This window comes from Sporosarcina quadrami (genome assembly GCF_014836615.1).
GTDB classification, from domain to species: domain Bacteria; phylum Bacillota; class Bacilli; order Bacillales_A; family Planococcaceae; genus Sporosarcina; species Sporosarcina quadrami.
Map to the genome: position 1 here is coordinate 17,506 of NZ_JACSQN010000024.1, position 17,885 is coordinate 35,390.

Here is a 17,885-nt window from a genome sequence, read left to right on the forward strand (position 1 = left end):
GCCGTGACAGGCGTTGGAAGAATTACCGCAAATGCGCCTTTTGCCTTTCGGCAAATCTGAAACGACCCGAACGGCTGCCACTCGGAGCTAACCAGAAGAAAGTTGCTAACTCATTGAGAGGAGGTGAATGGTGTGAATAAAACAGAATTGATCAACTCGGTTGCTGAAGCAGCGGGTCTAACTAAAAAGGATGCTACTAAAGCGGTTGAAGCTGTATTCGATACAATCCAATCGACACTTGCTAATGGTGATAAAGTACAACTGATCGGTTTCGGTAACTTCGAAGTACGCGAACGTGCTGCTCGTAAAGGGCGTAACCCGCAATCTGGAGAAGAAATTGAAATTGCAGCTAGCAAGGTTCCTGCATTTAAAGCGGGTAAAGCTCTTAAAGATGCTGTGAAGTAATCTTTAAGGTTACATAGGGGGTCCGTCCGGAAAGTCTGGTTAACAGATGCAACGGGCGGCCCTCTTTTTCATTTGTCTAAGCTAATATGTATAGATAGAAATCCGCGAACTGTACGTATTTGTAGGATTATGCTACTATCTTTGGAGGAATAGCATTATTGAATGATGAGGGGATTATCAATATGACTGAAATGGATATTAGTAAAATAGAAAAAGCAGTGACAATGATTCTTGAAGCAATCGGAGAAGATCCGGAACGGGAAGGATTATTGGAAACACCTAAACGTGTTGCGAAAATGTACGCAGAAGTATTTGAAGGGTTGAATAAAGATCCGAAAGTCTATTTTGAAACGGTTTTCCATGAAAATCACAATGAAGTAGTACTCGTGAAAGATATACCGTTCCATTCTATGTGCGAACATCATCTTGTACCGTTTTTCGGACATGCACATATTGCATACATACCGCGTGACGGAGTCGTAGCTGGACTGAGTAAATTGGCGAGGGCTGTTGAAACGACTGCGAAAAAGCCGCAGCTGCAAGAACGGATAACTTCGACAGTCGCTAATGCTATGATGGAAATGCTTAACCCTATCGGTGTATACGTAATAATTGAAGCTGAGCATATGTGTATGACGATGAGAGGCATTAAGAAACCTGGGTCTAAAACTGTTACAACAGTTGCACGTGGCATTTATGAGCATGATGATGTGAAAAGAGCGGAGATTCTGTCTCTTATAAAGTCTACCTGATGTCTTTGCGGTACACTGGATTTCTATGATATGATGAGATGTATATGAATGACAGGAGTGGTATACATGGCACAGCCTGATTTTGTTATGATTAAAGCTTTGGAAGACGGCGTAAATGTTATCGGTCTAACAAGAGGGAACGATACAAAATTCCACCATACTGAAAAGCTGGATCGCGGAGAAGTGATGATTGCTCAATTTACTGAGCATACATCAGCTATGAAAATCCGTGGAAAGTCTGAAATCCACTCAGCCCATGGTATTTTATACAGCGATGGAAAAGACTAATTCATACGGGATTACTCTTTCACGTTATCATTGAATGGAGAACCGAAGATGGACAGACAAATTATAAATCGAACAATCCAAAGTTATATAAGGGAAGTCGAGCAATCTATTCATGAACCTATAACATATAGGGATCTTGAGAAGAGTACGCTTGATGAAGCGAAGGCATTTTTTTTGTTGTTGCCATTATTGAACGGTGAAAAATGGTCTGTTTCGCTGAACACATCTGCGTTAGCAGTAGGAGCAGTTCATGCGGCATTCGATATTCATGACAAAGTCGATATACTTGAGGCGACTTCAAAAGAACAACAACTTATGGTGTTGGCGGGTGATTACTTTAGCGGTGTGCATTATCGGCTATTAGCATCGATCCCTGATTTTAAGTTTATTACAGCTATGTCTGAAGCGATTGGTCGTATTAATGAAACAAAGACGGATGTAATGATGGAAAATATGGCTAGTCCACATGCATTAATTAGTGCGATGATGTGTATCGAATCAGGATGTATTACAGAATTTCATCATCGCTATGGGTTTGCGAAATATACCGAAATATCGCGAATTGCATTATCGCTAATTTGGTTATTTAAGATAGCTACAAAAGATCCGACTGTCCAAAATGGATGGAGAAGCAATAATATAAAGTCAACTGATGTCGATACAGCAATCTCCATTTTGACTACAACATTGCATGAAGAGCTTATGTCAGCTAATTTTTTAAATCCTTTTTTAAAGCAGGAAATCCATAAGATGGCTACACCTTTATTAGGAAAGACGATCTGAGGAAGGAAGAGAGTATGCATGGGAACACCAAAAGAAGAAAAAGTCCACCATGTTTTTGAAAATATTGCTGGCGAATATGACAAAATGAATTCTGTCATTAGTTTCAATCAACATAAAAAATGGCGGAATGATATTATGTTGAGGATGAATGTTCAAAAAGGTTCCCGTGCATTGGATGTTTGTTGTGGTACGGCGGACTGGACAATTGCCCTTGCTGAGAGTGTCGGTTCTCAAGGACATGTGTCAGGGCTTGATTTTAGCGAAAGTATGCTCGCATCTGCCGCACCAAAAGTAGAGCGGTATCCAAATATTCATCTTCTTCAAGGTAATGCGATGCAACTTCCTTTTGAAGATAATACTTTTGATTATGTAACGATCGGATTTGGTTTGCGCAATGTCCCTGATTACGCCCAAGTACTTCAGGAAATCCATAGAGTACTTAAACCTGGTGGGATGGCAGCTTGCCTTGAAACATCACAAAGCGAAATACCAGTTTTTCGACAGCTATTCAGATTTTATTTTAAATTCATCATGCCGTTATTCGGAAAGCTTTTTGCAAAAAGCTATAATGAGTATTCGTGGCTTCAGGAATCAGCAGATGATTTTCCTGGTGCGAAGGAATTATCGCAACTGTTTATTGATGCAGGATTCCATGAAGTATCTTTCAAGAAGTACAGCGGTGGAGCAGCTGCAGGGCACATCGCATTCAAATAATTGCAAGTGGGGAAGGTAATCGTCTTGGAGAAATTGAAGTTAATGTCGCTTTACACAGCTTTCCGAAAAGACCTCTCGTTCATTGAAAAGGAACTTGAGCAATCCGTAGACTCTTCTTCCCCAGTCATTCGGCAAGCTTCTCTTCTGCTATTACGTGCAGGGGGGAAAAGAATACGACCGATATTTGTCATTTTGTCTTCGCAGTTCGGTAAATATTCTTTGGAGAACGTCTCCAAGGTCGCAGTTTCATTAGAACTTATACATATGGCTTCACTTGTTCATGATGATGTGATAGACAATTCAGACGTACGCAGAGGGTTCGAGACTGTTAAAGCTAGGTGGAACAACAGGATAGCGATGTATACGGGTGATTACATATTTTCGCGAGCCCTTGTTTCCATTGGAGAGATTGATATAACTGCTGTCCACCAATTGCTCGCTGAAACAATGTTGGAAATTTGTAAAGGCGAAATTATACAAATTGAATATCAGCAACAGATTGATCAATCTTTCAGGGATTATTTACGTCGCATCAAAAGGAAGACGGCATTGCTTTTATCATCAAGTTGTGAACTGGGAGCTCGTGTATCGGAAGCGAGTCCTGACATTGTAGTCAAGCTCAAAAGGTTTGGTTATTTTGCAGGTATGGCTTTTCAAATAGTGGATGACATCCTAGATATTATCTCTACTGATGAAAAACTCGGCAAGCCCGCGGGGAGCGATTTATTGAATGGGCATCTAACTTTGCCGACGTTATACATTAAAGACGAACCGGAATTCCAACCATTCTTAAAACACTCTTTTGACGGTACTTTGACGGAAGAAGATCGTAGTAAAATGCTAACTTATATTCGGCAATCAGGTGCAATTGAAAAAGCCCAATTTGTGAGTGATCTCTATTTGAAAAAAGCCGTTATGGAAGTGGAATCTTTGCCGGACGGAGATGCTAAAAAATCGTTGTTGCAAATTGCCGAATTTCTTAGTAAGAGAAAGTTCTAATTGATGATTTCAAAGTTGAAAATTTGTGATCCGAGTGTTACGATCAATAAGGATAAAATCCCATACATACATGAAGGAGTGTTTATAAATGGAAAAAACATTTTTAATGGTAAAGCCTGACGGCGTTCAACGTAATCTAGTTGGAGAAATCGTAAATCGTTTTGAGAGCAAAGGTTTCACATTAGTAGGTGCTAAACTTATGCAAATCACTCAAGAGTTGGCGGAGCAACATTACGGCGAACATAAAGAACGCCCTTTCTTTGGTGAGCTTGTAGACTTCATCACGTCAGGTCCAGTTTTCGCAATGGTTTGGGAAGGCGAGAACGTCATTTCAACTGCTCGTTTAATGATGGGTGCAACAAATCCTAAAGAATCAGCTCCAGGAACAATCCGCGGAGATTTCGCTGTTACAGTCGGCAAAAATATCATCCATGGTTCTGATTCATCTGATTCAGCAACTCGTGAAATCGGTCTTTTCTTTAAAGAAGAAGAGCTTGTTACTTATGAAAAATCAATGATCAGCTGGATTAATTAATCCTTTTCAGCATATATTGACATTATAAAACAGCCAAGCGTTCCTACGCACGGCTGTTTTTATTATTAATAACGTCTTTTCATCTTACATAACACTATCTCGTCAACATAATAGGAAGTTTGCTGTACAGATTTGTATTTGTCATACATTATATGAGCTTTTTCAGCTATAATGGGAAAAAAGGTTCGCAGGAGGGAAATTGGATTGACCGATTACACGGATTTTATTCGAAAAATAAAGAACAAGACCGGTATTGATTTATCGCTTTATAAAGAAGCTCAAATGAAGAGAAGACTTACTTCTTTATATGAAAAGAAAGGATTTCATAATTTTACTGACTACTTTGCAGCTATACAAAATGACAAACAGTTACTTGACGAGTTTTTAGATAGAATGACTATAAATGTTTCAGAGTTTTATCGAAATGCACAGAGATGGGAAGTGCTAGATAAAAAAATCTTCCCGATGCTACTTGCTAACAATAATAAACTGAAAATTTGGAGTGCTGCGTGTTCCACGGGGGAAGAACCATACTCTTTGGCGATGGTTTTATCATCACATTGTGCTCTGAAGGATATTTCAATTTTGGCGACAGACCTTGATGTAGGGGTGCTGGAGAGAGCGAAAGTTGGCCTCTATTCTGAACGCTCTTTAAAGGAAGTTCCGAAATCAGTGTTAGATCAATACTTTATCAATGAAGGACATCATTACCAAGTTAAAAATGAAATTAAAAAAACCGTTCAATTTAAACAGCAAAATCTTTTAAATGATACATATGGAAATGGTTTTGATTTGATTGTGTGCAGAAATGTCATGATCTATTTTACAGAAGAAGCAAAAGATCAAATTTATCAAAGTTTCTCAAAAGCGCTAAGGCCAGGAGGTGTGTTATTTGTTGGAAGTACTGAGCAAATTTTTAATCCGGCAAAATACGGATTCGAATCGCAAGAAACTTTCTTTTATCGAAAAATCTAGTCCGAATTAAGTGTTTTATTAAAAAAGATATAGTCAAACGAGTTTTAGTTTGATAAAGTGCTATAAACGGTAGATTGTATATCTGTCTTACATAAAGAAAAAGGGGGAATTTAGATGAGGTTTTTCACAGCTGGAGAGTCACATGGCCCTCAATTGACTGCGATTATTGAAGGTTTACCTGCTCAGATGCCATTAACAGCAGAAATGATTAATAAAGAGTTAAAAAGAAGACAAGGTGGACATGGTCGAGGACGCAGAATGCAAATTGAAAAGGATCAAGTTCTGATTACTTCGGGCGTAAGACATGGTAAAACCCTTGGTTCACCGGTTACTTTGACTGTTGTCAATGATGACTGGAAGCATTGGACGGGGATTATGGGGATTGAACCTTTAGGAGATGATGTAAGTCCTGAAGATATCAAAAGACAAATTACAAGACCCCGGCCAGGGCATGCTGATCTTGTTGGAGGCATGAAATACGGACACCGCGATTTGCGTAATGTGCTAGAAAGGTCGTCAGCACGTGAAACAACAATGCGTGTCGCAATTGGAGCTGTCGCAAAACAGTTTCTTCATGAACTCGGTATCCAGACGGTCGCACATGTAACTGAAATCGGTGGAATTATAACTGACGAAAGTGCCTATGCGAATTTATCAATAGAAGAATTACGCACAATTGTCGAAAATAATCCAGTGTACTGTGCTGATGAGCAAGCCTCTGTCAAGATGGTTGCGGCTATTGATGAAATTAAAGGACGTGGTGATACACTCGGTGGTGTCGTTGAAGTAGTCATAGAAGGCTGTCCACCGGGAATCGGCAGCTATGTTCAGTTTGACCGTAAAATGGACGGGAAGCTTGCAGGAGCAATGATGAGCATCAATGCGTTCAAAGGTGTCGAATTCGGTCTTGGTTTCGGCATGGCGAAAGTTCCAGGTAGTGAAGTGCATGATGAAATCGCCTGGTCAGAGGAACGTGGTTATTACCGCAAATCGAATAGACTTGGTGGACTTGAAGGTGGAATGACGACTGGAATGCCGATTGTTGTTCGTGGAGTCATGAAACCGATACCGACTTTATATAAGCCGCTGGAAAGTGTTGATATCGATACTAAAGAAGCGTTTGCTGCAACAATTGAAAGATCAGATCCTTGTGCAGTACCTGCAGCATCGGTTGTAGCGGAGCACGTTATCGCAACAGAAATGGCAAAAGCGATAATGGATGAGTTCCGTTGTGACACGATGGAAGGGCTAAAAGAAGAAATCACAAAGTATAGACAGTATGTAAAGGAGTTCTAATATGGGGACACTTTCTGTTCAACTGCCTGATGTCACATATGACGTCCATATCGGTAATGATGTATATGAGTTATTTTCGAGCCGCTATAAGAGCTTGTTGGAAAGTGCTGATAAAGTCGGAATAATTGTTGATGAGCAAGTGGCGAATCTACATCTTCCTGTCCTCGTTGATGCTTTATGCAAATTTGGGATACAACCGATTATTAAGCTCGTTCCAGCAGGCGAACAATGTAAAACGGCTGCTGTCTATGTCGATTGTCAATCCTTCTTACTTCGAGAAGGATTCACAAGAAATTCTTTATTATTTGCCTTTGGTGGGGGAGCTTGCGGTGATTTAACCGGGTTCATCGCAGCTACATATATGCGCGGAATCCGCTTTATTCAATGTCCTACAACAATTCTTGCGCATGACAGTGCGGTAGGTGGCAAAACAGCGATTAATTTGCCAGAAGGTAAAAATATGGTCGGAGCATTCCACCAACCAACAGCCGTACTATTTGAGACTAGTCTATTTCAAACATTACCCCCGCGAGAAATTAGGTCAGGGTTAACGGAACTCATCAAACATGCATTTATATCCGATCCAGTATGGAGCGAACAGTTGCTGTCTAGAGATTCTTTCGTTGCACCGACAGAAGAATGGCTTGAAGAAGAACTTCTTAAAGGCATACAAGTAAAAGCAGACATAGTAGCAAAAGATGAATTTGAACAATCTACTAGAAAATACTTAAATTTCGGACATACGTTCGGTCATGCGGTGGAAGCGGTTTGCGGCTTCGGTGGGCTTAGCCACGGTGAATGCGTGATGATAGGGATGGCATACAGTTTCATACTGAGCGAACGTCATGGCGAAATAGACGCAAGTTTTACAAACAGATTCCTTCAATTTGCTGAAGATAACGGCTATACATTCAATCCTGTACTGGAACATTCTTTCAATGAATTTCTGGCGTTTATGATAAAAGATAAAAAAGCTACTAATGGAGAGATGAATTTTGTAATTCTTAAAAAGCTCGGTTCACCAGTTGTCAAAAAAATGAGTACTAAAGAGTGTGAAGAGGTTTTTAATGAATTGACAAGTAGAATTGGAAGGGGGAAAACGAATGACAGTTCGAGGAATTAGAGGAGCTACAACCGTCTTGGCAGATGATGCTGCACAAGTCCTCGTAGCGACCGAATCATTAGTGTTGGAGATGGCGAAGAATAACGAAGTTGACCCTGCTGACATCGTCTCAGTCGTTATCTCAACTACGCAAGACATAGCCTCCGCATTTCCGGCTAAAGCTGTGAGATCGATAACAGGATGGACTTACGTTCCTGTTATGTGCACACATGAAATGAATGTGCCGGGTGGAATGCCATTTTGCATTCGTGTCCTTATGCATGTGAATACAACAATTGCTCAAAGTGAAATACAACATATTTATCAAAATGATGCAGTCAAGCTTCGTCCGGATTTGCAAAAATAAACGCAACTATATGGTAGATTGGTGGGATTCCTGTGGAATGGAAAAAAGAATTAAGTACTATGAAGCCTTATAAACCTGGCAGGTCGATCGAAGATGTTAAAAAAGTGTATGGCCTAAAAGAAATCGTAAAGTTGGCCTCCAATGAAAATCCATACGGCTGTTCTTCCGATGTAGTTGAATTTTTGACGAGCTCTACAATGCCTTTTGAAATTTATCCGGATGGACATGCGACGATACTTCGTGAGAAGCTCGCTGAAAAACACGGGGTTCAAGAAGAGGCAATCCTCTTTGGTAATGGATCCGACGAAATCATATCAATCATTTGCCGCGCATTGCTAGATAATAATGCACATACCGTCATGCCGTCTCCTTCGTTTCCGCAATATGCACATAATGCAAAAATAGAAGGGGCTGCAATTTCGGAAATACCGTTAGTCAACGGTCAGCACGATTTGGACGCACATCTTGCTGCTATTAATGAGCAGACGAAAATTATGTGGATTTGCAATCCCAATAATCCTACAGGAAATCTGATTCCCCATAATGAGCTGATTTCTTTCATTCATAAAATCCCTTCCGATATACTGGTTGTATTAGACGAAGCGTATTATGAATATGTTACGGATCCGGCACATGTAGATTCGATCAATCTGCTGGAACGTTTTCCAAATATTATTATTTTACGAACGTTTTCCAAAGCATATGGATTGGCTTCATTCAGAATTGGATATGCCGTAGCTACACCTGAAATCATTATTGAATTGAACAAAATTAGAAATCCTTTCAATACAAACACACTTGCAGTTGCTGTTGCCAGTAAAGCGTTGGAAGATGATATCTTCATCGATAAATGTAGGACATTGAATGAAGAACAAAGAAAACGGTTTAACATGTATGCATGTGAAAATGGGCTCCATATATATGATTCGCAAACAAACTTTGTTTTAATAGAAGTTCCTTGCGACGCCGATGATGCAACGGAATCACTATTGACGGATGGCTATATAGTGAGAAGCGGTAACGCATTAGGCACCCCAGGTCATGTAAGAATTACTATCGGAACTGAAGAACAGAATACAGGATTATTTAAAGCATTTGATCGATTACTAAATGAAAACAGGTAGGTATATATGAAAAGACATGTTGCAATAATTGGATTAGGTTTAATAGGAGGATCACTTGGTCTCGCTCTCAAACGTGGAGACCAAGATATACATATTACAGGTTTTGACCGTTCTTATGCTACAGCTGATGAAGCATATCGCCGTGGAATTATCGACACTGTTGCATCGTCTGTAAAGTCAGCATGTGAAGGTGCGGATTTCATCATTTTCGCAACACCAGTAAATACGACTGTGATTTTGATGGAAGAAGCAAGTGGTTGGGAACTTAAACAAGACGTTATCATAACTGATACAGGTAGCACCAAAAATCCCATTATGACCGCAGCTAGCTGTTTGATAGACAAAGGCTATACTTTCATTGGCGGTCATCCTATGGCTGGCTCTCACAAAAGCGGTGTTGCAGCAGCAAAAGGACATCTCTTTGAAAACGCATATTATATATTGACTCCAATGGAAAGCGAAAACGTTGAACATGTTGAGAAATTGACAAATTTATTAACTCCTACAAAAGGTAAGGTCGTTGTGCTTGATGCTTCCGAACATGATCGGATGACAGCGATTGTTAGCCACTTCCCACATATTGTCGCTTCTTCACTTGTCGGCAGATTAGCAGATCAAGAAGAAGGCCAACCTTTTGTCAAAAAATTGGCAGCGGGAGGTTTCCGTGATCTTACACGAATCGCTTCTGCGGATCCGACGATGTGGCGTGATATTACGATTCAAAACCGACAGGAACTACTTGAACAACTTGATGGTTGGTTGCTAGAGATGAACAATGTGAGAGAAATGATACTAAAAAATGATTCTGATCAGATATTCGGATTTTTTGATAACGCAAAGAAATTTAGAGATCGCCTTCCTTCCACGTATGAAGGAGCTGTTCAAGGTGCTTTATACATGACATTCGATTTGCATATCGATATTCCAGACCATCCTGGTGTCATTTCTGAAATCACTAAAATTCTAGCCCTAGAAGAAATCAGTTTAACTAACATACGTATTGTAGAAACAAGGACGGACGTATACGGTATTCTCGTAGTAAGTTTCCAAACTGCGGAGGACCGCAAAGCCGCAAGATTGGCATTGTCCAAAGCGACGGATTATAGCATGCATATTCTCTAAAAGGGGTGGCGACTCATGACCGAATTAAAAACAGTACAATTCCACAAACCAGTTATAAGAGGTTCTATTAAAGTGCCAGGTGATAAATCCATTTCACACCGTGCAATTATGCTTGGGTCGATAGCAGAAGGTAAAACTGTTGTGACCGATTTTCTTAATGGTGTAGATTGCCTGCGCACTATAGACATATTTAGACAACTAGGCGTATCGATTGATCAAAATGGAACAGATGTAATCATTGAAAGTCCTGGCATGAAAAACTGGGTACAGCCGACTAAGGATTTGTACGCAGGAAATTCAGGAACTACAGCAAGATTGATGCTCGGTATATTATCAGCTTCAAAAGTCAATTCGGTTTTGACTGGTGATGAATCTCTTTCGGGAAGACCAATGAAAAGAGTAACCACTCCATTAGAAAAGATGGGAGCTTGTATCGAAGGAGGCGATTTTCTGCCTTTGACAATTACAGGGGGTAAACTTAAAAGTCTTGAATATAATATGCCTGTCGCCAGCGCACAAGTGAAATCGGCGATTCTATTTGCTGGATTGAATGCAGATGGTGAAACGGTCGTAAAAGAGAGTGCCATTTCAAGAGATCATACAGAAAGAATGCTCAAACAATTCGGTGCACAAATTCATCAAGATGGCTCAACTACTAAAATAGTCGGAGGGCAAGTTCTCAAAGGGACGGATGTCACTGTTCCTGGAGATATTTCATCAGCTGCATTTTTCATGGTTGCTACAGCTATGGTGGAAGGAAGTTGCTGTGAATTTAAAGATGTTGGCTTGAATCCTACTCGGATAGGCATCATTGAAGTACTGCGTACTATGGGTACAAAAGTGGAAATAGTTGAACAAACGAGTGATTTGGGTGAACCTTATGGTACAATACGGGTTTCCCAAGCTCCATTGCGTGGAATGGAGATAAGCGGGGAAATTATTCCTACTCTTATAGATGAGTTACCAATCATTGCACTGCTAGCAACGCAGGCAGATGGGAAAACCATCATCAAGGACGCTGCTGAACTACGTGTTAAAGAGACGGATAGAATTGCAGCCGTAACATCGGAATTGAAAAAACTAGGTGCGAAAATTGAAGCAACCGCCGATGGTATGATTATAGAAGGACCTACTCCTTTGACAGGCGGTATCTTGAAGTCATATGGTGATCATCGACTTGGTATGATGGCGGCAATTGCTTCACTTATAACGACTGGGCCGATCGGTATTGAAGAGCATTCCTGCATTTCAATTTCTTATCCTACTTTCTTTGAACACTTGGAAACAGTAGCACTTGAAACAGAAGAAGAATAATTTTCCTAATGTATACAACATGAAGGAACAGGTGAAAATATGAAACAGTTACTCGATTTTCAACAAGCTATTCAAGATGGAGATCTCGAACTGATTAACGAACTCATTGATCAAGTTGAAAAGGATACCAGTTATGATCTTCTGTATGAAGCTGCAGCTTTGCTAGTTGATTTTGGTTATATCGGACAGGCCGATCACATTTATGAAATGTTAATGGTTCTTATGCCCGATGAAGCACAATTGAAAATTGACAGAGCTAATACGCTTCTTGAACTTGGAGATGAGGATGAAGCTTTGCTACTCCTATCTGATATTTCTTCGGATGATGATGAATATGTTCAAGCTCTATTAGCATTGGCTGATTATTATCAGATGATCGGGATGGCAGAAGCTGCTCTAGGTAAAGTGAAAGAAGCATATGAAATAGCACCGTATGAACCGATTATCCGGTTTGCTTTTGCAGAACTTCTTCTTGATGCGGGAAGATATATCGAAGCTGCAAAGTTGTTCCATGATCTTTATTCAGAAGGACACTCTGACATTGCTGGTGTTAACGTCCGATTACGAATTGCTGAAACTTATAGTGCGGGCGCTGCATACGAAGATGCGCTTCCATTTTATGAAGATCTTCTAAAAGATGAAGTACTTCCAGATACGCTATTCGGAGCTGCCTATGCAAACTTTCAAAGCGGACAATCGGAAAAATGCAGTGAATTAGTAGAAGAGCTTATTGAAATCGATCCAGATTATTTCTCTGCGTATATGCTTGGTGGACAGTCCTATGCGAATGTTGGCAACGATGAAAAAGCTTATGAGCTATTTAAGCGTGGAATAAGCCGTGATGAATTTGACAAAGAGTTGCGCCTCTCTGCAGGTAAATCTGCTTTGAAACTAGGCTTGCCATATGAAGCTGAAACACATCTTTCGGAGTCAATCGCACTGGATCCTGAGTATATAGATGCAATTATTACACTTGCTTCTCTTTATAATCAGAGAGAACAGAATGACGAACTGTTGCAATTACTTGCGGATGCATCAGAAGAAATTATGGAAATCCCCCTATTGACCGCTTTTAAAGCTTATGCACTAGAAAATGAGGAACAGTTTAAAGATGCATACGTATCTTACAGTAAAGCATATGTTGGTATGAAGGATGATCCGGCCTTCCTTGATAAATATGCAAGATTTCTTTTGGATGAAGGAAAAAGAGATGAAGCTATCGAAGTTATTAAAGAGCTCGTTAAATTGGAACCTCATGAGGAATGGACCGCTTTTCTTGAAATGTAATATGACGAGGAGGTGTGATATGACAGCCATGATTCCTGTCGCTGCCAAAAAGGATTTTGTTCGTTGGTTTTTAAAGCGCTATAAATTGAAGCGCCGGGAATGTGTGTGGATACTAAATTATCTTCTTAGCCATGAGCAACTTTTGGAGAATGTTCATTTTACAGATGAAGCTCATTATTGTCCAAGGGCGATGGTAATTTCAACGATGAATTCAGAAAGCATCCCTTTTCGATTTTACAAGGGAAATCTGATGACAGCAGATGCCGAGAAATCATTTCATGATTTGCGGCTCCACCCTGATGAAAAGATGTATATCCAGTTAAATTTCCCAAATAGCCACACATGTCCACAATACGCGAGTGTACGTGAAGAAAACCCGTTCATGCCGGTGGAACTGCAAGTGAGTGCACGGGACCGTAAGATAGCCGAACAGTTGTTGGAAGAGAGTGCAGCATCCATGTCGCTTGAAATGTTAATGAAAAGAGTGGATGAAGCGTTGGATTCTAATGATCGGGAACGCTTTCTTGTCCTCTCTGCAATGTTGAACGATATGAAAATTGCAAAAGACTAATGACTCCGTCTTCACGATGGAGTCATTTGTTTGAAATGCTTTAGGAGGTTGAATGAATATGAATTGGACAGGCAAAGATATGGATACATATTTGCAACAGAAAGAATATATTGACACATTAGTAATCCCGCTTGTAAAAGTACAAACAAACATGGATAATATAAAGACAAGCGCATCTTCAACGGAATTCATCATGCACCTTGCGTCACTTATCGAAACACAATTCAAGGGGAGAATGATGTTTGCTCCACCAGTCGTATATACCTCTAAAACTGATATTGTTCAAATGACACATACGACTCTTCAGGAATTTGTGGATACTACTTTTACACATGTGTTTTTCTTGACAACAGATCATGCTTGGAACGAAATTGATATGGTGGGACAAGTGATTTGGATGCCTTCCATTCCATTGGAAAGCATGGATGCATCACTTCGTCAGTCCATACTTGAAGACCAGTTGCGCCAACTGTTGCCGAAATTCACAGAACAGTGGTCAAAACAGTAAAGTATGCTTTAGTTTTTCGTTGTTCCAGTAGTTTCGAACAAATATTTGGAAATTACGCGATTAAAATTCATGAATTGTTCACATTCTGCTTTTACTGTGTAGAGCAGGATTGAATTTACATTAATATTGATATATCATAGATATGTCCTAGTATTACAATATGCAATAATATGTCCGTTGGACTGATTTTGGAGTAAGAGGAGGGAAATTGATGAGCAGCAAAGTGTCAAGGCGCCAATTCCTGAGCTACACATTGATGGGTGTCGGTGGATTCATGGTTTCGGCCACTGTTATGCCGATGGTCCGCTTTGCGGTTGATCCTGTATTGCAAACGAAAGGTGAAGGTGAATTCATACCTACTTCTCAAAAAGTGGCTGAATTGACTGAAACGCCGGTACGTGTTGACTTTACGATTAAAGACCGAAAAGATGCGTGGTACAAATCAGACGTGTCAGATACTGCTTGGGTGTACAAAGAGGGCGATCAAGTCATTGCACTTTCTCCAGTTTGTAAACATCTCGGATGTACAGTGAACTGGGAAGGCGACGAACATAAGAATGAATTCTTCTGCCCGTGTCACGCAGGACGTTATGAGAAAAACGGTAAGAACATACCAGGAACACCACCTCTAGGACCACTTGATGAATATATGGTCGAAGAAGTGGATGGGTATCTTCATATTGGAAAAACTGTTCCAAACACATTAGTTTAATATGTAAGGGGGTACGACCGAAGTGCTAAACAAAATTTATGACTGGGTTGATGAACGGTTGGATATCACCCCGATTTGGCGGGATATCGCTGACCATGAAGTACCAGAGCACGTAAACCCTGCACATCACTTTTCTGCATTCATCTATTGTTTCGGTGGTTTGACGTTTTTCGTAACGGTCATCCAGATTCTTTCAGGTATGTTCCTTACAATGTACTATACGCCGGACATTGAAAATGCGTGGAAGTCCGTTTACTATCTTCAAAATGAAGTAGCATTCGGTGAAATTGTGCGCGGGATGCACCATTGGGGGGCATCACTTGTTATCGTAATGATGTTCCTACATACATTGCGTGTATTCTTTACAGGCTCTTATAAGAAACCACGTGAACTTAACTGGATCGTCGGTGTTCTTATTTTCGTTACAATGTTAGGTCTTGGCTTTACAGGTTATTTGTTACCGTGGGATATGAAGGCATTGTTCGCTACTAAAGTTGGTATCGAAATTGCAGCATCCGTACCGTTTATCGGTGAGCAGATTAAGATTCTGCTTGCAGGGGATTCCACAATCCTAGGTGCTCAAACATTGACACGATTCTTCGCGATTCATGTATTCTTCCTACCTGCTGCTTTGCTTGGGTTGCTTGCAGCACACTTTATCATGATCAGAAAACAAGGTATTTCGGGACCTCTATAAGATCCATCAATACCGTGTGTGCTCGATTATCTGAAATTAGAATAAGGAGGGAACAAAATGCATCGCGGAAAAGGTATGAAATTCGTTGGTGACTCGCGCATTAAAGCTGAAGGCAAAATGTCGAATGTCCCAAAAGATTACTCAGAATATCCGGGTAAAACGGAAGCGTTCTGGCCGAACTTCCTCTTGAAAGAGTGGATGATCGGGGCCGTATTCCTAATCGGATACTTAATTATAACAGTTGCTCATCCATCGCCGCTTGAGCGTCAAGCGGATCCGACAGATACAACTTACATTCCAGTTCCTGACTGGTATTTCCTATTCATGTATCAATTGTTGAAATATGAATTTGCTTCCGGACCATTTAACGTCATCGGAGCAATCGTAGTTCCTGGATTAGCTGTAGGAGCTTTAATGCTTGTACCTTTCATGGATACTTCGAAGGAAAGACGTCCATTTAAACGTCCATTACCGACAGGCTTCATGCTTCTTGCTTTTGCTGCAATCTTCTACTTAACATGGGAATCGGTAGTGAACCATGACTGGGAAAAAGCGGCAGCTCAAGGTGCAATTCGTGAAGAAGTAGCATTTGATGCAGAATCTGAAGAATACAAGATTTATGCGGGCTCTTCTTGTATCCAATGTCACGGGGATGCCTTCCAAGGCGCTCTAGGGCCGGCATTATCTGATACTGGTTTAAGTGCTGATGAAATTATTGATATCGCACATAACGGTTACAAAACTATGCCAGCAGGACAATGGACAGGTTCTGATGAAGATTTGGAAATTTTGGCAGAATTCTTAGCTAATCTAAAATCAGGTGAATGATAAAAAGAGTCAGGAGACTGACTCTTTTTTTTATACATATAAATCCGTGGGGAGATGGTCAAGATTTCTTTGATGACTCGAATGTGGTTGATTTTATCTCATAAATCATTTTTATGGATATTGCTATTTGTTAACTTGCTTGGAACAGTATATGGCTACGACTGGTATATGTGGCAACTTAAAATAACCGATCCGATTTTTTTGATATTCGTTCCCGATAGTCCGACAGCAAGCCTATTCTTTACGCTCGCCATTTTAGGATGGCTCATCGGAAGAAACTTCAAACTGATGGAAGCACTCGCTTTAATTACACTTGTAAAATATGGATTATGGGCTGTCGTCATGAATCTACTCACACTTATGGAGACAGGTTCTATTGGTTGGGTAGGATGGATGCTTATCATTTCTCATTTTGCTATGGCTGTGCAAGCTTTATTGTATATTCCATTTTATAGATTTGGGTTTATTCATATCGTTATTGCTGGTGTTTGGACTTTGCATAATGATTTCATCGATTATGTGTTTGAACAGATGCCGATTTATTACGACTTAATGAAACATATGAATGAAATAGGTTATTTTACTTTTTGGTTATCAATAGGATGTATTACTATTGCTTACTTTGTGTGGAAGAGTAGGATGAATTCAGAAAGATTATAGTATAATAGTAAAAAGTTGCGCTTACAAATTGAACGTTATAAAATGGAGATAGAAAAGGGAGGGAACGGAGATGTTTTTGATTTATCTGGGCATTATCATTTTGCTTCCGTTATATGCTCAATTTAAAGTGAAAAGTACGTATAAAAAATATGCTCAAGTACGATCTACATCTGGTATGACAGGCCAACAAGTTGCCCGGCTCATATTAGATAAAAATGGTTTGGAAGAAGTGAAAGTGGTCGAAAGTCAAGGCTTTCTGAGTGATCACTATAATCCAATGACGAAAACAGTTGCATTGTCATCGGATAATTTCCATCATGCATCTGTTGCAGGTGCTGCAATTGCGGCACACGAAGTTGGACACGCCATTCAAGACAAGGAAGCGTATGCATTTCTTCGTTTCCGTCATCGCTTGGCACCAGTTGCTAGCATTACGTCAAATGCTTCATGGATTTTCATCATTATCGGTATACTTGCGTCAAGCTTGAATTATTTGCTAGGTATTGGTATTGCTTTAATGGCAGTTGGAGTATTGTTCCAAATTGTTACTTTGCCTGTTGAATTTAATGCATCAAATCGTGCAATGACACAGATAGTTGAACTGGGTATTATCCGCAATGAAGAAGAACCTCATGCGAAAAAAGTATTAAGTGCAGCAGCGATGACATATGTAGCAGCAACAGCTGTCGCTGTTATGGAGCTTTTAAGACTTATCCTTATTTTCCAAAGCAGAGACTAATACAAAAACCCGACCTGTAACTGGTCGGGTTTTTTGAAGTGCACCCCAAAAGTTAGAGTAGAAAATCTAACTTTTGGGGTGTTTTATTGTGGTTAAATATACGGATG

Annotated in this window: 22 protein-coding genes; all 22 read left to right on the forward strand. The window is 40.2% G+C overall.

The annotated features are described in order from the left end of the window. The first annotated feature begins 132 nt into the window (after nucleotides 1-132). Nucleotides 133-405, forward strand: coding sequence for an HU family DNA-binding protein (locus tag H9649_RS16555; RefSeq protein ID WP_037561579.1), 273 nt, complete (start codon nucleotides 133-135; stop codon nucleotides 403-405). A 182-nt stretch (nucleotides 406-587) separates the two neighbouring features. Next, nucleotides 588-1,157, forward strand: a complete 570-nt coding sequence (folE, locus tag H9649_RS16560) for a GTP cyclohydrolase I FolE (RefSeq protein ID WP_191696009.1) — start codon at nucleotides 588-590, stop codon at nucleotides 1,155-1,157. A 66-nt stretch (nucleotides 1,158-1,223) separates the two neighbouring features. After that, nucleotides 1,224-1,445, forward strand: coding sequence for a trp RNA-binding attenuation protein MtrB (gene mtrB / locus H9649_RS16565; RefSeq protein WP_191696010.1), 222 nt, complete (start codon nucleotides 1,224-1,226; stop codon nucleotides 1,443-1,445). 48 nt (nucleotides 1,446-1,493) lie between these two features. Beyond that, nucleotides 1,494-2,228 carry a heptaprenyl diphosphate synthase component 1 gene (locus H9649_RS16570; RefSeq protein WP_191696011.1) on the forward strand — a complete coding sequence of 245 codons (735 nt, stop codon included), beginning with the start codon at nucleotides 1,494-1,496 and terminating at the stop codon, nucleotides 2,226-2,228. Between the two features lie 18 nt (nucleotides 2,229-2,246). After that, nucleotides 2,247-2,942, forward strand: coding sequence for a demethylmenaquinone methyltransferase (locus tag H9649_RS16575; protein WP_191696012.1), 696 nt, complete (start codon nucleotides 2,247-2,249; stop codon nucleotides 2,940-2,942). 24 nt (nucleotides 2,943-2,966) lie between these two features. Further along, a complete protein-coding gene (locus H9649_RS16580) occupies nucleotides 2,967-3,941 on the forward strand; it encodes a polyprenyl synthetase family protein (protein ID WP_191696013.1) in 975 nt (324 codons plus the stop codon). Nucleotides 3,942-4,029: 88 nt separating this feature from the next. Beyond that, nucleotides 4,030-4,476, forward strand: coding sequence for a nucleoside-diphosphate kinase (gene ndk / locus H9649_RS16585; RefSeq protein ID WP_191696014.1), 447 nt, complete (start codon nucleotides 4,030-4,032; stop codon nucleotides 4,474-4,476). 204 nt (nucleotides 4,477-4,680) lie between these two features. Further along, complete coding sequence (locus H9649_RS16590) at nucleotides 4,681-5,451, forward strand: CheR family methyltransferase (protein WP_225229959.1); 771 nt, start codon at nucleotides 4,681-4,683, stop codon at nucleotides 5,449-5,451. A 114-nt stretch (nucleotides 5,452-5,565) separates the two neighbouring features. After that, complete coding sequence (aroC, locus tag H9649_RS16595; RefSeq protein ID WP_191696016.1) at nucleotides 5,566-6,747, forward strand: chorismate synthase; 1,182 nt, start codon at nucleotides 5,566-5,568, stop codon at nucleotides 6,745-6,747. Nucleotide 6,748: 1 nt separating this feature from the next. Continuing rightward, nucleotides 6,749-7,870, forward strand: coding sequence for a 3-dehydroquinate synthase (gene aroB, locus H9649_RS16600; RefSeq protein ID WP_191696017.1), 1,122 nt, complete (start codon nucleotides 6,749-6,751; stop codon nucleotides 7,868-7,870). Continuing rightward, nucleotides 7,851-8,216 (forward strand): chorismate mutase, encoded by a 366-nt coding sequence (gene aroH / locus H9649_RS16605; RefSeq protein ID WP_191696018.1) that lies wholly within the window; start codon nucleotides 7,851-7,853, stop codon nucleotides 8,214-8,216. Before aroB ends, aroH begins: the two co-directional genes overlap by 20 nt. A gap of 32 nt (nucleotides 8,217-8,248) precedes the next feature. Beyond that, complete coding sequence (gene hisC, locus H9649_RS16610; RefSeq protein WP_191696019.1) at nucleotides 8,249-9,340, forward strand: histidinol-phosphate transaminase; 1,092 nt, start codon at nucleotides 8,249-8,251, stop codon at nucleotides 9,338-9,340. A 6-nt stretch (nucleotides 9,341-9,346) separates the two neighbouring features. Beyond that, on the forward strand, nucleotides 9,347-10,462 hold the full coding sequence (locus H9649_RS16615; protein ID WP_191696020.1) for a prephenate dehydrogenase: 1,116 nt from the start codon (nucleotides 9,347-9,349) through the stop codon (nucleotides 10,460-10,462). A 15-nt stretch (nucleotides 10,463-10,477) separates the two neighbouring features. Continuing rightward, a complete protein-coding gene (gene aroA, locus H9649_RS16620) occupies nucleotides 10,478-11,776 on the forward strand; it encodes a 3-phosphoshikimate 1-carboxyvinyltransferase (RefSeq protein ID WP_191696021.1) in 1,299 nt (432 codons plus the stop codon). A gap of 39 nt (nucleotides 11,777-11,815) precedes the next feature. After that, nucleotides 11,816-13,063: a tetratricopeptide repeat protein gene (locus tag H9649_RS16625; protein ID WP_191696022.1), complete on the forward strand. Its 1,248-nt coding sequence runs from the start codon at nucleotides 11,816-11,818 to the stop codon at nucleotides 13,061-13,063. 19 nt (nucleotides 13,064-13,082) lie between these two features. Further along, entirely contained in the window at nucleotides 13,083-13,634 is a 552-nt protein-coding gene (locus tag H9649_RS16630) for a ReoY family proteolytic degradation factor (protein ID WP_191696023.1), read from the forward strand. Nucleotides 13,635-13,692: 58 nt separating this feature from the next. Continuing rightward, a complete protein-coding gene (locus H9649_RS16635) occupies nucleotides 13,693-14,142 on the forward strand; it encodes a DUF2487 family protein (protein WP_191696024.1) in 450 nt (149 codons plus the stop codon). Between the two features lie 208 nt (nucleotides 14,143-14,350). Next, a complete protein-coding gene (locus tag H9649_RS16640) occupies nucleotides 14,351-14,854 on the forward strand; it encodes a QcrA and Rieske domain-containing protein (RefSeq protein WP_318241712.1) in 504 nt (167 codons plus the stop codon). 22 nt (nucleotides 14,855-14,876) lie between these two features. Next, nucleotides 14,877-15,551 (forward strand): menaquinol-cytochrome c reductase cytochrome b subunit, encoded by a 675-nt coding sequence (qcrB, locus tag H9649_RS16645; protein WP_191696026.1) that lies wholly within the window; start codon nucleotides 14,877-14,879, stop codon nucleotides 15,549-15,551. A 57-nt stretch (nucleotides 15,552-15,608) separates the two neighbouring features. Then, nucleotides 15,609-16,379, forward strand: a complete 771-nt coding sequence (locus tag H9649_RS16650) for a menaquinol-cytochrome c reductase cytochrome b/c subunit (protein ID WP_191696027.1) — start codon at nucleotides 15,609-15,611, stop codon at nucleotides 16,377-16,379. An 81-nt stretch (nucleotides 16,380-16,460) separates the two neighbouring features. Continuing rightward, complete coding sequence (locus tag H9649_RS16655) at nucleotides 16,461-17,039, forward strand: DUF1405 domain-containing protein (protein WP_404828788.1); 579 nt, start codon at nucleotides 16,461-16,463, stop codon at nucleotides 17,037-17,039. A 70-nt stretch (nucleotides 17,040-17,109) separates the two neighbouring features. After that, the gene (locus H9649_RS16660; protein ID WP_191696029.1) at nucleotides 17,110-17,778 is read left to right on the forward strand and encodes a zinc metallopeptidase; all 669 of its coding nucleotides are present in this window, start codon (nucleotides 17,110-17,112) and stop codon (nucleotides 17,776-17,778) included. Nucleotides 17,779-17,885 lie beyond the last annotated feature (107 nt).

Excerpts from the sequence above, each read along its gene's own strand:
- aroC (WP_191696016.1), top strand. The coding sequence starts at position 5,566 with ATGAGGTTTTTCACAGCTGGAGAGTCACATGGCCCTCAATTGACTGCG.
- H9649_RS16625 (WP_191696022.1), top strand. The coding sequence starts at position 11,816 with ATGAAACAGTTACTCGATTTTCAACAAGCTATTCAAGATGGAGATCTC.
- folE (WP_191696009.1), top strand. The coding sequence starts at position 588 with ATGACTGAAATGGATATTAGTAAAATAGAAAAAGCAGTGACAATGATT.
- H9649_RS16660 (WP_191696029.1), top strand. The coding sequence starts at position 17,110 with ATGTTTTTGATTTATCTGGGCATTATCATTTTGCTTCCGTTATATGCT.
- ndk (WP_191696014.1), top strand. The coding sequence starts at position 4,030 with ATGGAAAAAACATTTTTAATGGTAAAGCCTGACGGCGTTCAACGTAAT.
- H9649_RS16575 (WP_191696012.1), top strand. The coding sequence starts at position 2,247 with ATGGGAACACCAAAAGAAGAAAAAGTCCACCATGTTTTTGAAAATATT.
- H9649_RS16615 (WP_191696020.1), top strand. The coding sequence starts at position 9,347 with ATGAAAAGACATGTTGCAATAATTGGATTAGGTTTAATAGGAGGATCA.
- aroB (WP_191696017.1), top strand. The coding sequence starts at position 6,749 with ATGGGGACACTTTCTGTTCAACTGCCTGATGTCACATATGACGTCCAT.
- aroA (WP_191696021.1), top strand. The coding sequence starts at position 10,478 with ATGACCGAATTAAAAACAGTACAATTCCACAAACCAGTTATAAGAGGT.
- H9649_RS16635 (WP_191696024.1), top strand. The coding sequence starts at position 13,693 with ATGAATTGGACAGGCAAAGATATGGATACATATTTGCAACAGAAAGAA.
- H9649_RS16655 (WP_404828788.1), top strand. The coding sequence starts at position 16,461 with ATGTGGTTGATTTTATCTCATAAATCATTTTTATGGATATTGCTATTT.
- H9649_RS16570 (WP_191696011.1), top strand. The coding sequence starts at position 1,494 with ATGGACAGACAAATTATAAATCGAACAATCCAAAGTTATATAAGGGAA.
- H9649_RS16650 (WP_191696027.1), top strand. The coding sequence starts at position 15,609 with ATGCATCGCGGAAAAGGTATGAAATTCGTTGGTGACTCGCGCATTAAA.
- H9649_RS16630 (WP_191696023.1), top strand. The coding sequence starts at position 13,083 with ATGACAGCCATGATTCCTGTCGCTGCCAAAAAGGATTTTGTTCGTTGG.
- mtrB (WP_191696010.1), top strand. The coding sequence starts at position 1,224 with ATGGCACAGCCTGATTTTGTTATGATTAAAGCTTTGGAAGACGGCGTA.
- aroH (WP_191696018.1), top strand. The coding sequence starts at position 7,851 with ATGACAGTTCGAGGAATTAGAGGAGCTACAACCGTCTTGGCAGATGAT.